General features: G+C 35.8%; 17 protein-coding genes. 1 reads left to right on the forward strand and 16 read right to left on the reverse strand.

Annotation, left to right across the window (positions count from 1 at the left end; translation table 11 throughout):
* Nucleotides 1–22: 22 nt before the first annotated feature.
* From BMX10_RS10040 to speD, 13 genes are all read right to left on the reverse strand, one after another.
* A complete protein-coding gene (locus BMX10_RS10040; RefSeq protein ID WP_090443294.1) occupies nt 23–1,426 on the reverse strand; it encodes a DUF4179 domain-containing protein in 1,404 nt (467 codons plus the stop codon).
* Nucleotides 1,427–1,525: 99 nt separating this feature from the next.
* The gene (locus BMX10_RS10045) at nt 1,526–2,272 is read right to left on the reverse strand and encodes a glucose 1-dehydrogenase (RefSeq protein ID WP_090443297.1); all 747 of its coding nucleotides are present in this window, start codon (nt 2,270–2,272) and stop codon (nt 1,526–1,528) included.
* 14 nt (nt 2,273–2,286) lie between these two features.
* Nucleotides 2,287–2,508, reverse strand: a complete 222-nt coding sequence (locus BMX10_RS10050; RefSeq protein WP_090443301.1) for a YdbC family protein — start codon at nt 2,506–2,508, stop codon at nt 2,287–2,289.
* A gap of 189 nt (nt 2,509–2,697) precedes the next feature.
* Nucleotides 2,698–3,474 (reverse strand): 3-deoxy-7-phosphoheptulonate synthase, encoded by a 777-nt coding sequence (gene aroF, locus BMX10_RS10055; protein WP_090443304.1) that lies wholly within the window; start codon nt 3,472–3,474, stop codon nt 2,698–2,700.
* Entirely contained in the window at nt 3,464–3,949 is a 486-nt protein-coding gene (gene folK / locus BMX10_RS10060; protein ID WP_090443307.1) for a 2-amino-4-hydroxy-6-hydroxymethyldihydropteridine diphosphokinase, read from the reverse strand. The genes aroF and folK overlap by 11 nt, the downstream gene beginning before the upstream one ends.
* Nucleotides 3,942–4,307 carry a dihydroneopterin aldolase gene (gene folB / locus BMX10_RS10065; protein WP_090443310.1) on the reverse strand — a complete coding sequence of 122 codons (366 nt, stop codon included), beginning with the start codon at nt 4,305–4,307 and terminating at the stop codon, nt 3,942–3,944. The genes folK and folB overlap by 8 nt, the downstream gene beginning before the upstream one ends.
* Nucleotides 4,300–5,121: a dihydropteroate synthase gene (folP, locus tag BMX10_RS10070; RefSeq protein WP_244272695.1), complete on the reverse strand. Its 822-nt coding sequence runs from the start codon at nt 5,119–5,121 to the stop codon at nt 4,300–4,302. Before folP ends, folB begins: the two co-directional genes overlap by 8 nt.
* Nucleotides 5,122–5,176: 55 nt before the next feature.
* The gene (folE, locus tag BMX10_RS10075) at nt 5,177–5,743 is read right to left on the reverse strand and encodes a GTP cyclohydrolase I FolE (protein WP_090443316.1); all 567 of its coding nucleotides are present in this window, start codon (nt 5,741–5,743) and stop codon (nt 5,177–5,179) included.
* A gap of 19 nt (nt 5,744–5,762) precedes the next feature.
* Nucleotides 5,763–6,581, reverse strand: coding sequence for an aminotransferase class IV (locus BMX10_RS10080; protein WP_090443319.1), 819 nt, complete (start codon nt 6,579–6,581; stop codon nt 5,763–5,765).
* Between the two features lie 36 nt (nt 6,582–6,617).
* A complete protein-coding gene (gene pabB, locus BMX10_RS10085) occupies nt 6,618–7,991 on the reverse strand; it encodes an aminodeoxychorismate synthase component I (RefSeq protein WP_090443322.1) in 1,374 nt (457 codons plus the stop codon).
* A gap of 17 nt (nt 7,992–8,008) precedes the next feature.
* Complete coding sequence (locus BMX10_RS10090; RefSeq protein ID WP_170834770.1) at nt 8,009–8,581, reverse strand: anthranilate synthase component II; 573 nt, start codon at nt 8,579–8,581, stop codon at nt 8,009–8,011.
* A gap of 228 nt (nt 8,582–8,809) precedes the next feature.
* Entirely contained in the window at nt 8,810–9,289 is a 480-nt protein-coding gene (locus tag BMX10_RS10095; RefSeq protein WP_090443324.1) for an HD domain-containing protein, read from the reverse strand.
* Nucleotides 9,290–9,538: 249 nt separating this feature from the next.
* Entirely contained in the window at nt 9,539–10,348 is an 810-nt protein-coding gene (speD, locus tag BMX10_RS10100) for an adenosylmethionine decarboxylase (RefSeq protein ID WP_090443327.1), read from the reverse strand.
* 339 nt (nt 10,349–10,687) lie between these two features.
* Between speD and BMX10_RS10105 the strand changes: the two genes are divergently transcribed.
* Nucleotides 10,688–10,861, forward strand: coding sequence for an aspartyl-phosphate phosphatase Spo0E family protein (locus BMX10_RS10105; protein ID WP_090443330.1), 174 nt, complete (start codon nt 10,688–10,690; stop codon nt 10,859–10,861).
* A 341-nt stretch (nt 10,862–11,202) separates the two neighbouring features.
* Here the strand turns inward: BMX10_RS10105 and ndk are convergent, their stop codons facing one another.
* The 3 genes from ndk to BMX10_RS10120 form a co-directional block, all read right to left on the reverse strand.
* The gene (gene ndk / locus BMX10_RS10110) at nt 11,203–11,604 is read right to left on the reverse strand and encodes a nucleoside-diphosphate kinase (protein WP_090443333.1); all 402 of its coding nucleotides are present in this window, start codon (nt 11,602–11,604) and stop codon (nt 11,203–11,205) included.
* Nucleotides 11,605–11,763: 159 nt separating this feature from the next.
* Nucleotides 11,764–13,257: an aminotransferase class I/II-fold pyridoxal phosphate-dependent enzyme gene (locus tag BMX10_RS10115; RefSeq protein WP_090443337.1), complete on the reverse strand. Its 1,494-nt coding sequence runs from the start codon at nt 13,255–13,257 to the stop codon at nt 11,764–11,766.
* 174 nt (nt 13,258–13,431) lie between these two features.
* Nucleotides 13,432–14,175, reverse strand: a complete 744-nt coding sequence (locus BMX10_RS10120) for a MerR family transcriptional regulator (protein ID WP_139176415.1) — start codon at nt 14,173–14,175, stop codon at nt 13,432–13,434.
* Nucleotides 14,176–14,271: the final 96 nt, after the last annotated feature.

Raw genomic sequence — 14,271 nt, forward strand, 5'->3', positions numbered from 1 at the left:
GATCACCTCCCTTAGTAGATATTTATTCTAACTCAATCTTAATACTTTCCTCTGCTATCCGATTTTCTCTATAGCCTCTGATGACTAAAGCACTGGGGACAATTTCATCTGGTCCTCTAACTTCTAGAGGTAAATTCTCTCTGCCAGGAGAATGCTTTAAAGTAATAAGGCTTTTTGTAGTATATATAGTTGGATTTTTCATATTCATTGTATAGTAAAAATAGTTATCCTGATTTCCCTCTACCTTTGCTCCATCACTATCAACAATATAGTATTCCTGCCAATCCTGTACTGGATAAACAAAGGCATTACCTTCTGTTCGAAAATCTATTTCTAATTCTTCGTAGTTTCTATCCTCCATAGACTCTTTAATGATAATTTCTGTTGTATCCTCTCCTATATTAATGCTTTCTATGATGATACTGCTGCCCATATATTCAAATTCCTGTGGAAAGCCTTGGTCCATATGGATGTCAAAGCTTTTGTAGGCATTGGCTTTAACATGCACGCCATAGCCTCCTACTTTTACTTCTATTTCTTCAGGCTTATCTAGATACATGGCATCAAACTCTCTAATAACCATTGTTCTTTGCTTTCTATTGTTTGCATATTGGCTTTGAGAGCTTCCCACACCTCCGAAGAATCTCTCTACATATTCCTTTCCATTGCTAAAAAGCTGTACATTATTAAAGTGCTCTAAGGTGTATTCCCAGGTTTGATTATGTTGAAAATTGTAGGTTAGTAGAGTGGATGTAGGACCTATGGTTAATGTCTCTAAGGTTAAGATATTGCCCTCTACCTCTAGTTCTTTATTGATATCATAGGTTGCTACATCATAGACTGAAACAGGTATTTCGAAGCTCCAGTTACCTTCCACTACTTTATCTGAGTCTACGAGATTGCTTTCCAATTCTTTGATGTTTAAAAACAAGGTTGATTCTTTTTCTGTTAATGGCTGTAGGTTGATAAGGAGCCTTCGTCGAAAAGGGTCCTCCGAATGCAGTGTTAATAGGGAGTAATTTGCACCATGGAGTTCCTCTGGTATATCTGCATCATACTCTAAACTCCCTTCAAACTCTATACCATCTCTGGTGGTACCATAAAGATCCTTTTGCTTCAAATCCTCTATCTCAAGTAGAATCACGGTTTTTATATCATCTGCCAATATGCTCTCTACTGTAATCTTTATATCCTCATCAATAGCTGTGAGATTTAACTTATCACCATACCCCTCCTCCAGCAACTCATAAACAGGGCGGCTCTCTCTGACACTTAATTCTTGCCACCAGCTGAAAACACCAAAGGCATCAGTAGCTACTACAGTTACTATAAATAACACCATGATGATGGTCATAATAGTTATAGTGCGCAGCTTTTTCTTATAAATCACTTCAAATAATTTCTTACTAATACTTTTAAAGTCCAAATTTCTTCACCGCCTTTTCATCCATTTGAATCATAAATAATAGCTCTTACTAGATTTAATCCTATCTTTTAATAAGAAAGACATCTAAAATACAGATGCCTATTCCTCATAAATCATTTTTTTCGTCATGCCGCCATCCACTACAAGATTTTCTCCATTGATGAAGTCATTTTCATCATCAGTTAAGAATAAACAAGCTCTAGCAATATCCTCTGGCTTTCCTACCCTTTGGGCTGGGTGCTGAGCATGGTCCACCTCTCTTAAGCCCTTATAGTCTCCAGTTTCTATCCAACCTGGACTAATGGCATTTACTTTTATATTGTCTTTGCTTAAGGATACCGCCAATGCATGGGTCAAGGATACAATGCCCCCCTTTGATGCTGCATAGGCTTCAGCATTGGGCTCTGACATTAGATGCCTAGTGGAGGCAATGTTAATGATTTTTCCTCCTCCTATGTCCTTCATATGCTTAGCAAATTCCTTGGCTGTAACAAAGTGGCTTCTTAAATTCACATTGATAATTTCATCCCATTCGTCTATCGTTAAATCATATAAGGATTTAAATTTACTAATGCCTGCGTTGTTTATTAATATATCCAGTCTACCGTAGTGATTGATAATGTAATCCATCATCTCTGTGATTTCTATTGTATTTGCCAGGTTTATTCTGTAAAATCTCGCATCATATTTCAGGCCTTGATATTGTTTCTCTAGATTTCGTCCGTTCTCCTCATCTATATCTGCCATCACTACCCTTGCCCCTGCTTTTCCATAGGCAGCGGCTATGATTTTACCAATACCATTGGCAGCCCCGGTTACTAATACTACCTTCTTTTCAAATCTCATAGTTTGTTATCCTCCTATAAGTCCATGTCGTTCAATAGGTCCCTTAACTTCTTCAATTCTTCCTTTGTTAAGGTAATACCTTTCCCCATTTTTGCATATTCTGGAGCCCAATCCCGGATATCATATTTAGCCTCTCTAGCGTTCCAGCTAATATAGTTCAATTCCTTCTTCCATCCTTTTGGGGATTCTGATAAAGCGCCAAAGTTTTTAATAATATCAAATTTTATCTCTGCCATTTCATTGTCCTCCTTTATTTTAATTCAATATATATCCTAATTACTTCTCTTGTGTTTCATTATATCATCTTCTTGAGAGGATATAAAATTATAAAGGCAACTAATGTATTTCCTAGGTAATAAAATAGCATGTAATATTAAAGGCCATGTAGATTTTTTTAATCTAATCCATGGCCCTTATAAAATATATTAAACATTCTTTCTAACCCTGCTATATTCTTCAAATGTCAAGGATTGATGGCCATCGCTTAAGGCACATGGGGGATCAGGATGGACCTCTATCATTAATCCATCTGCTCCACAGGCTAAGGCAGCTCTCGACATAGGGGCTACCAGCTCTTTGATACCTGTACCATGACTGGGGTCTACAATTACTGGCAGTCCTGTTTCCTTCTGCATGATAGGAACTGCAGCTAAATCTAAAGTGTTTCTAGTATAGTTATCAAAGCTTCTGATTCCTCTTTCACAAAGTATAATTCTTTTATTTCCATGAAGGGCCAGATATTCAGCCGCCATAATCCACTCCTGTATAGTGGCACACATTCCTCTTTTTAAAAGAATTGGTTTATTTAAACCTCCTAATGTTTTCAATAGGGAATAATTAAACATATTTCTTGAGCCAACTTGGATGATATCAGCATACTCCATCACTACATCCATATGCCCTTCATCCATCAGCTCAGTTACTATAGGTAGACCTGCCGCCTCCCCTGCTTCCTTTAGGTATTCAAGGGCTTGTATCCCCAGTCCTTGAAAAGCATAAGGACTGGTCCTGGGTTTAAAGGCCCCTCCCCTTAACACATCTACCCCTATCTCCTTTAGGGCAAAGGCTGCTTCCATGATTTGCTCTTTTGATTCTACTGAGCACGGTCCAGCTATATAAATAGGCGGATGATCTCCTCCTACCCTAATCTTTCCAATATTGACGCTGATTGTTTCCCCGGTTAAGATTCTTTTATCCTTCATTCTCTACCTTCCTAATTCCTTCAGTATCAAGGTTTTCTAATATATGCCTTATGTTTTTATCATGAATGATAATATCTTTTGCAAGCTCATATAATGGTACCATAACAAAAGCTCTTTCCACCATGCGGGGGTGAGGTATTGTTAATTTTTCATCCTCCGTGGTATAGTTTTCAAATAGTAAAATGTCTACATCAATAGTTCTAGGTCCCCACCTTATGATTCGCTTTCTTTTTAATGTTTCCTCAATATGATTACAATATGCCAATAAATTATAAGGCTCTAGGGTTGTAGTAATCTCCACCACTGCATTTAGAAAAATATCCTGGTGGATATACCCTACTGGATCCGTTTCATAATAGGAAGAGGTGTTTATTACGTTTATAGCTTCATGCTGCTGCAGCAGATCTATAGCATTATCAATGTGTTCCTTTTTATCATCTATATTGCTGCCTAAACCCAGGTATACTCTAGCCATTATTTTTTCTCCTTATTTCTATGGCAAAATAATCATAGATCCCGTTTACTGGAGCTTCTGGTTTCTTTATATTTACTACAATCTCTTTTACTATTGGGAAAGCTCCCAGGATTTTTTCGGCAATCTTCTCTGCCAGTGCCTCTATTAATTTAAAACGTTGATTTTCAACAATGTCCTTGACGATGCTATAAGCTTCTGCATAATTAACAGTATCTGTAACATGATCACTGCCTCCAGCAGTTTTTAAGTCCACATACAATTCTATATCCAAAAAAAATTTTTGCCCCAAAACATTTTCCTCTGGCAAAACACCATGGTATCCATAAAACCCTAAATTTTTCATCATAATTTTATCCATTATAACTCAACCTCACAATCGCATCCGTCACCTTAGCGGTTCTTAGGTTTTCTACAATATCATGTACCCGGAGTACATCAACCCCTTGTATTATTCCCATCACAGATGTGGCTAGAGTTCCTTCAACTCTTTCTTCCGGTGGTAAATCTAATATTTTTCCAATCATAGATTTCCTTGATGTTCCTAATAGGAGTGGATAACCTAGGGTATTGAGCTCACTCAATCTAGCCATCACCTTCATATTTTGCTCAGGATTTTTACCGAAGCCTATACCTGGATCTAGTATAATCTTGTCCTCATTTATCCCTGCCTTCAAGGCTATATCAATGGACTTCTCTAAAAAATCTTTTATAGTTTCTATAATATCCTTGTGGTACTCCGTACCTATTTGGTTGTGCATCATAACGATAGGTACATCATATTTAGCTATAACAGCTGCTAAATTTGGGTCCCTCTGTAGTCCCCAAACATCATTGATCATATGTGCCCCTGCATCTAAAACTTTTTCTGCTACTTCTGCCTTATATGTATCTACGGAGATGGGGATTTTTATTTCCTTTACCAATCTCTCAACCACTGGTAGCACTCTGGACATTTCTATCTCAGCTGTCACCTCTGCTGCCCCAGGTCTGGTGGATTCTCCACCTATATCGATGATGTCTGCTCCGTCCTCTACCATTTGTTTCCCATGAGCTACAGCCTTTTCTATATCTATATAGCTGCCTCCATCAGAAAAGGAATCAGGGGTAACATTTAGAATACCCATAATATATGTTCTTTTACCAAAGTATATGGTGTCTTCACCACATTTCATCTCTAGATTGCCTTTAGGATAATAATGAATATTGTTCATATGATCAACCCTCCGATTAACTGCCAAATTGTATTAAGGACATGGCCTCTGACCTAGCCTTTGCATCTTTTTGGAATATTCCCCTTACAACTGAGGTAACAGTCTTAGAACCAGGCTTTTTAACACCTCTCATGGTCATACACATATGCTCTGCCTCCACCACCACAATAACACCATGTGGCTGCAGCTTTTTAACCATTGTATCTGCTATGGTAGCTGTAAGGCGTTCTTGTAGCTGAGGTCGTCTAGCTACAGTATCTACTACCCTAGCTAACTTACTTAGGCCTGTTAGCTTTCCATTCTTAGGTATATAACCTACATGAACTTTTCCAAAAAAGGGTACTAGATGATGCTCGCACATAGAATGAAAAGAAATGTCCTTCACTAGTACTAATTCCTCATGCTTCTCTTCCTGAAAATATATATCAAGATGCTCCTCAGGGTCAACCTCTAAGCCTGAGAATATTTCTTCATACATTTTAGCAATCCTTTTAGGGGTGTCCTTTAAACCTTCTCTATCAGGATTTTCACCTACCGCCTCTAAAATATCTCGGACAGCTTTTTCTATTTTTTCTTTATCCATTTATATCCCTCTTCCTTTGCTATTGTATCCTAGCCTTATCATCACCATACTGCTTTATCAACTCTTGAGTAATAGTATTTGCATTTAAATCTAGTTTTTTACCATCTATTTCAGCAACTGGCATAATCTCCAGTAAAGAATTGGTTACAAAGACTTCCTCTGCCATCATTAGATCCTGCTTTGTGTATTCTCCAATCTCGATATTTAACTTTAATGCTTTGATCAACTCTATTATTCTTTGTCGCATAATTCCAGGTAATAACCCACAGCTGATAGAAGGTGTAAAAATAGTGTCTCCCTTTACAAAAAAGATATTGGATAGGCTTCCTTCACATAGTTTATCATAAATATTGACATATACTGCCTCTTGGTATCCTTGTGCCAAGGCCTGCTGCCGAACAAGATGGTTTTCCATATAATTATTGGATTTTATATAGGTTAATAATGCATAAGGATTTCGTTTAGCATCAGTAAAAGTAATTCTAAATCCTCTTTGGGAGTCTTCTTTTTTATAATGATTCTCCCTTGTGGAAACAATTAATCTAGTTTTTTCTTTCTCTTTAACACATGTTATCCTTAGCACACCGGAGGAAAGCTGATTTGCTTTAATTAACTCTTGACAATACTGCTCTACAACAGGATCCTCTATCTCTAAAGACATATTTATCTTTTTCAAAGATATCTTCATTCTTTCCAAATGCTCTTGAAAATAATGAATTCTATTTTCTTGGAATTTAATTGTCTCAAATAATCCATAACCATAGATGAAGCCTTCACTGTCAAGGTTTATAGAGGCTTGTTTTAACGGTATCAGCTGACCGTTGATGGAAATATACATATTTCATCACCTTCATTTTTATATAGTACCTACAAACTAACTGTTTAAGGCTTGTATTAATGCCCTGGCTTTGTGAAGTGTTTCCTCATATTCTTCCTCTGCATCAGAATCCCACACAATTCCTCCACCAACTTGAAAATAAGCCTGATTATTCTTACATAGAATGGTGCGTATAACGATATTTAAGTCCATATCTCCATTCAATCCTATATATCCAATAGAGCCCGTATAAACATTTCTTTGGGTAGGCTCTAACTCATCTATGATTTCCATTGCACGTATTTTAGGTGCTCCGGTTATAGACCCTCCAGGGAAAGTAGCTTTAATGGCATCTATCACATCGCAATCCTTTCGTAGCTCTCCCTCTATAGTAGCCACTAAATGATAGACCGTTGGATACTTTTCCAAATGAAAAAGCTCTGTCACCTTTACTGTACCCGTCTCTGCTACTCTGCCTAAATCATTCCTCTCTAAATCTACAATCATCAATAATTCTGCTTTATCCTTCTCACTGTTTAGCAGCTGATTTTTATTTGAATTATCCTCTTCAATGGTTTTTCCTCTAGGTCTAGTCCCTTTAATAGGTCGAGTTTCCATGATACCATCCTTTATTCGAATAAACCGTTCTGGCGAACTGCTAACAATATGACCTTCTCCAAAATTAATAAAACTGGCAAAGGGGGCAGGATTAATCCTCCTAAGCTTTCCATACAATTCATAGGGGGAATCCTTCATAGTACACTGAAACCTTTGGGTTAGGTTAGCTTGATAGATATCCCCTGCTTTTATATAGTTCTTTATCTTATTTACTGACTTTATATAAGCTTCCTTCGTGAAGTTTGATTTCATTTCTACTGATTTGTCTGATGCAAAATCTATATTTATGGACACACCTTTTTTCTCTTCTTCATCTATATGGCGGGCTATTCTATCAACGAGAGATTTAGCCTCCTCTCTTATGCCCAAAGCTACAACATAGGTGGTATCTTCTTTATGATCAATAACAACAATTCCATCATAGAGTCCCAAGAAGCTGTCAGGAATCTCTATATCATCAACAGCGGTTCTAGGAAGTTTTTCAATATGATGACATAAATCATAGCCAAGATATCCTACAAAACCACCAACAAAAGGAATGTCACTTTTATAATCTAGACTATATCTTGAATAAATCTTTCTGAGGATATCTAAAGGGTTACCAGAATAACTAGTTCTTTTGCCATTTTCTACAACCTGTATTTTATTATTTTTACTTTTAAAAACTACAGCAGGATCAAATCCGATAAAAGAATACCTTCCTAGTTTTTCATGATCCATACCGCTATCTAAAATAAAGCTATAAGGTTTTTCTTTAAAAATGGAAAATAGCTGAAAGCAGCTTAATCCTGTATTTATTTTTTGAATATACATATATTCCTCCACTTTTGCTATTTTTTAGCTGAAATTAGAAAATTGTTTAATAGCTCCATTCCCATCTCTGTAAGAATTGCTTCAGGATGGAACTGAACCCCTTCTAAATTATACGCTTTATGTTTTATACCCATAATTTCTCCCTGAAAAGTCTCTGCAGTAATCTCAAAGCACTCCGGCAGCGAAGCTTTATCTAACACTAAAGAATGGTATCTAGTAACCTTTAGTGGATTTCTCAAATCTTTGAAAATCCCTTCATTTGTATGCTTTATTGGATGAACCTTCCCATGAACAGGCTCTATGGCTTTGATTACTTTCCCTCCAAAGGCTTGTCCTATGGTTTGATGCCCTAAACAAATTCCAAGTATTGGTATTAACCCTTTAAACCTGTTCACTATATCTAAGCAAATACCTGCTTCATTTGGTGTGCAGGGGCCGGGAGATAATACAATCATCTGGGGATTTAAACTTTCTACTTCCTCCAGTGTAATACAATCATTTCTATAAACCAATACTTCTCCTTTTAGAGAAGCTAAGTATTGCGTCAAATTATAAGTAAAGGAATCGTAGTTATCAATCATTAATATCAAATGTCTCACTCCTTATGAAGACAAACATAGTTTCTATTCCAAGTAAATTATACACGTTAATAAGCTTTATCGTCAAACTTAAATCCTTTAGCTTTTTAATAGATTACTTCCAATAAAAAAACACCTCTTTGACAGAGGCTGAATCTGGTCAAGCAATAGAAGCATGTAGTATTTTTACTGCCTATCATTTTTATAGCTTATAAGATCACTCTATTTTATGTTCTTTAATCAATACTGAATTTGTGGTTTTTTACCTTCCTTATACTTTTTACAGTCTGAAAGCTTATGACACTTTACACATAAACGTGATTTTTTATCACCTTCATATAGGCTGATATCAAGTTCAGTTTCAAGATCTTTACCCTTGCGATGTTTTTTTATAGCATCTGAAATAGTTTTAGTTTCCTCTGGAGAAAAGCCGCATTCCTCTAGTAGATCCTCCGCTACCTTTGCACTTGCTATTGCATGATTTACTCCTTCTAAATATTGTTTCCATTTAGCTATATCATGCAGTAAAGCAGCTGCATAAATCATTTCCTTTGATACCTTATATCTTCTTTCCAGCGCTATGATATAACCTACCCGTGCTACAGCTAAAAAATGCTGTAAATCATGTCGACAGAAGCCTCTTTTTTCTTCGGCTCTACTATTGTTTTCAAGATGATGATTATATTCATCATGGTTTAGTATTCTTTTGATTCTCTCCATATTGCTACCTCCTGATTCTTCCCTTTATACTACTATATCATTATTGAATAGAGTTTTGAAAGTAATCTTTCAGCACATCCTGTAGACTGTTCAAAAATTTTCAGCTTGGAGACGCAAAAACCCCAGCGACTGTAGCGTATACGCAATACGTAAAGGCGCTGGGGTTTTGAAGCAACGAAAAAGATGGAGGCTTTTCAATAGTCTAAAGCCAGTCAAAATATGAACTGGCTTTAGTAAATGACTTTTTTCTTAAATATTGATACCATAGAATATCTCTGTCATCTCTTTATTTAATTTTTCAAAGATCTCTCTCTTTTCCTCTTCAGATAAATCTTCTTCTCTAATCTCAAAAAGATAATTATCAAGATCTATATCCTTTATCTTCATTTTAGTATGAAAAATATTTGATTGATAAATATTCATATCAATAAGGCTATACTTTTTTATTGTATTATCTTCAACAAAATCCTGTATAGAGCTGATTTCATGGTCAATAAAATATTTTTCTCCTTCAATATCTCGAGTATATCCCCTAACTCTATAATCTATCGTAATGATATCGGAATCAAAGCAGCTTATTAGATAGTTTAGGGCATTTAGTGGAGAAATAGTACCGCATGTGGAGACATCAATATCCACTCTGAAGGTACTTATATTATTTTCAGGATGACTTTCAGGATACGTATGCACAGTTACATGGCTCTTATCTAAATGTCCTACTATATTTTCTCGGGTAGGTGTTAGCTCGCCACGATTGCAGGATGGATCTAGCACATATACAGGGACCTCTTCTTCAGAAATTAATAGAGTTACACTTGCTCCCTGGGGGTCATAGTCCTGTTTTGCAATATTTAACACACTGGCTCCTATACCTTCTGTAACATCCTTCAAGATCTTTGTAAGCCTTTCAGAATTATATTGCTCATCAATATATTCAATATACTTTTTTCGATCTTCTTTTGTTTTGGTATAACAAATGTCGTAAATATTGAAACTTAAAGATTTAGTTAGATTATTGAACCCATAGAGTTTTAATTTGTTATTCGTTAATTTTGCCAACCGTATTCCCCATTTCTAACTATATTCTCTATGTATTATACATCTTCTATTTATAAAGTCAAGTCTTGTCATTATTTTTCCAATGATTATATTGATTTTTTATAGCCATCATTATTTATCCTTTGCAATTGTGAAATATCTATTCTATAAATATTGCTCTCCTTTTTTTATATGTATAATCTCTAATTTTACATTGTTATGCATTTTATAGCATAATATCTTATTTAACCTGATTTTCCTACATTTTTCTTTGACTTTTCTGTAAAATGATGATAGCACAGCAGGCTAAATGTAAATCTATTATTCAATTACTAGTTTTAGGAAAGGAGGTGAATAAGTATGATACATCAGACAAAAGACCATCGATTACCATTTGAAGAAATTGAAAAAACCCGTAGACAGCTCCATCGATTGATTCAAACAAAAAAAGGCAATTTGTTAGACCCAGAAGTAATCACTTTAAGTAAGCATCTAGATAGCTTACTAACTGTAGCCCATAGAAAGAAAAAATAGTAGTTAAATAATACCATTGTTTAGCCTGCTGTGCTTAATCATCTATAGGTCAAATCCATAAAAAAACAAGCAAAGCATCTGCTTTTTTAGCAGATGCTTTTAGACTGTTGAAAAACCTCCATCTTCTTCGTTGCTTCAAAAACCCAGCACCTTTACGTATTACGTATACGCTGCAGTCGCTGGGTTTTCTTGCGCCTTGAATCTGAAGATTTTTGAACAGTCTAGAGGTTGTTGACCTTTTCAACAACCTCAAAGCATCTGCTTTTTTAGCAGATGCTTTGAGGTTGTGTTGATTATTATTTTATTGTCTATAGAAATATCCTCATAATTAATTGTTCTATTTATTTAGAAAACCAAATTTTTATTTCTCTCTCAGCTGTATCTACAGCATCAGAAGCATGAATTATATTTTTTGTCATGGTATTGGCAAAATCACCTCTTATTGTTCCTGGCATGGCTTTTCTAGGGTCTTTATCTCCTACCATTAACCTGATTACTTCTATAACGTTTTCACCTTCTACTACCATAGCCATGACAGGCCCTTCTAAGATAAAATCTACTAACTCTTGAAAATAAGGTCTTCCTTTATGCTCTGCATAATGCTCTTCTACAGTAGCTCTACTAGGTGTAGCCAGCTTTGCTTCTAAAAGAATAAAGCCTTTTTTTTCAAATCTGCTGATGATTTCACCCACTAAACCTCGCTGAACTCCATCACTCTTAATCATTACAAAAGACTGTTGCATACATAATCTCCCCCTGTTTTGTTAAATTATAAACATTAAAATAATAACGAATATTATATCAAATTTGCTTGCAATTTACAAAACAAAGATGTTGATTCAATAAAAAAGAACCGGTTTCTAGTTTTTAAAAACCGATTCTTAGCATATAGTTTTTACATTTTATGCAGATGTTATTATATCCAACTGTCTATAGTCATTTATTACTCTAATATAGTTAACTTCCGGATCATCTGTCCCTTGGACATAGAGGCCAGCCTTTTTTAGAGTCTCTATATATTCTATGATTTCGTCTGTAATAATCTCCCCTGGACAAAGGACTGGAATCCCTGGAGGATATGCTAATAAAAATTCTCCACTGATTTCTCCTACACTATCTTCTAACAAGATGGAAACTGTGCCACCATTGAAGGCATCTCTTGGAGATAAGACTCTCAATGGAATCTTGGGAATATCTACAATCTCAAGTTTTGTTCTATCGCTATTGCTATAAATTTTGCTTATTTCCTTTAAGGCTGCTATTAAAGTATCTACTTTTTCTTTCGTATCTCCTATGGAAAACACACAAAGCACATTATATAAATCCGACATTTCAGGCTGAACAAAGTATTTTTCAGCAAGAATTTTTTCCATCTCATGTCCGGTAATTCCAAGCTCTTTACAAGTGATGGTTATCTTCGTTGGGTCAAAATCATAAGCCCCTTCTTTCCCTACAATCTCTTCCCCAAAACAAAACAGCCCATTAATACTGTTGATTTCAGTCCTTGCGTATTTGGCTAAGGCTATTGCTTCACTTAAAATCTCTTGTCCCTCCGTTGCCATTTGCATCCTTGCAGCATCTAAGGAGGCTAAGAGAATATAGGATGGACTTGTGGTTTGCAGGAGGTTCATCATGGTTTTTACTCGATTTACATCAATCAATCCCTCTTTTATCTGCAGCATAGAGCTCTGGGTAAGGGAACCAATAATCTTATGGGTGCTCTGGGCACACATATCTGCACCAGCCTCCATAGCTGATATAGGGAGCTTATCATGAAAATGCAAATGAGGTCCATGGGCTTCATCTACAATCAGAGGTATGCCATAGCTATGGACAATATCTGCGATTCTTTCGATATCTGTGGAAACTCCATAGTAGGTTGGATTTATTATCAAAACCGCCTTTGCATCACTGTTCTGTTCTAGTGTTGTCTTTACTGTTTCAGGAGTAACATTAAGGGCAACTCCTATATTGTTATCAATTTCAGGCTGCATATAAACTGGCATAGCACCACTAAGTATGATACCAGCAGTAACTGATTTATGCACATTTCTTGGGAGGATAATTTTATCTCCAGCACCCACTACACTCATGATCATGGCTTGAATGGCTCCTGAGGTGCCATGAACACAAAACAAGGTATGATCCGCATTATTGGCATCAGCTGCTAAGGTCTGGGCTTCTTTAATGACTCCAGTTGGCTTATGCAAGCTATCTACCTGCTGGAACACTGTAACATCAATAGCCATCACATTTGTTCCTATAAAATCCTTGAATTTACTTACCATTCCCTGCCCTTTTTTGTGACCAGGTACATGAAAGGGAACCGTATCATTTTTTACATAATCCAACAGAGCATCCAATAACGGGGTTTGTGTTTGATCAAGTTTGTACATAAATCGACACCAGCCTTTCCTCATTTTGTTCAAGAAAAAAAACCCTTACTTCGTTGCATTAGTTTTGGGCTTTTGCAGAGCGCTAGACAGGCTTTTTATTTTTTAAATTCCATAAACAATTATAAGACAAATCCATCTAAAATACAATGTTTTTTCAAAGGTTTTGCATGGTATTCATTTCCCAATCATTCTTTTTAGCTGCTGAATAACTTCAGTAGCATCTTTTTCTGATTCTATCAATGTCGATATCCAACGATCTGTGGCACTTACTATATCTTCTTCTAGATCTGGTGTGTTAATTATATCTTTGGGATTATCTTTATTTCCTTGATCGATATTCCTTAGCATTCGAAGTATTGACATCATACTATAGTTTGCATTTCTTAAAATAGCAATAATTTTTAATCGTTTCATTTCATTGATACCATAGATTCTATACCTATTTTTTATATTCCTTGGAATTTCAATCAAACCATTTCTTTCCCAATTTCTAAGGACATCTATAGAAACCCCTAACTGTTTGGCGGCATCTAATCTATTCATATATGTACATGAATCCTCATCAAGCTCACCCTGAATCCATTGATTCACCAGAGTCAGTGCCTCCTCAGCTTTTTCCCTTTCATTTTGGATATGAGATAAATATGCATATGCTTTATTTAAAGCTTTCTTCAAATCTCCTTTTACCGCAGTTTTAATTATAGCAGTAGCCTTTTCCCTTATTTGACCTTCAACAAATTCACATCTTAACGCAGTTCTTGCAAGCCGCATCTGTTCTAGGTGCTCTTTGTTATATAATCGATAGCCATTTTTATCTCTTGGAACTGGCTGTAACAGTCCCCATTCTTCATATAGCCTTACTGTATTTGGATGAACACCTACTGCCTTTGCGATTTCTGAGGTTTTATAATGTTTCACTGGCTTACCTCCTAATATATGCACGATCAATCTCTTATCTACATAAATATTTGTATATTTATTTCATCATAATTCTAGAATTTCCTGCTATTCTTT

Source organism: Natronincola peptidivorans (genome assembly GCF_900111615.1).
GTDB lineage: Bacteria > Bacillota > Clostridia > Peptostreptococcales > Natronincolaceae > Natronincola_A > Natronincola_A peptidivorans.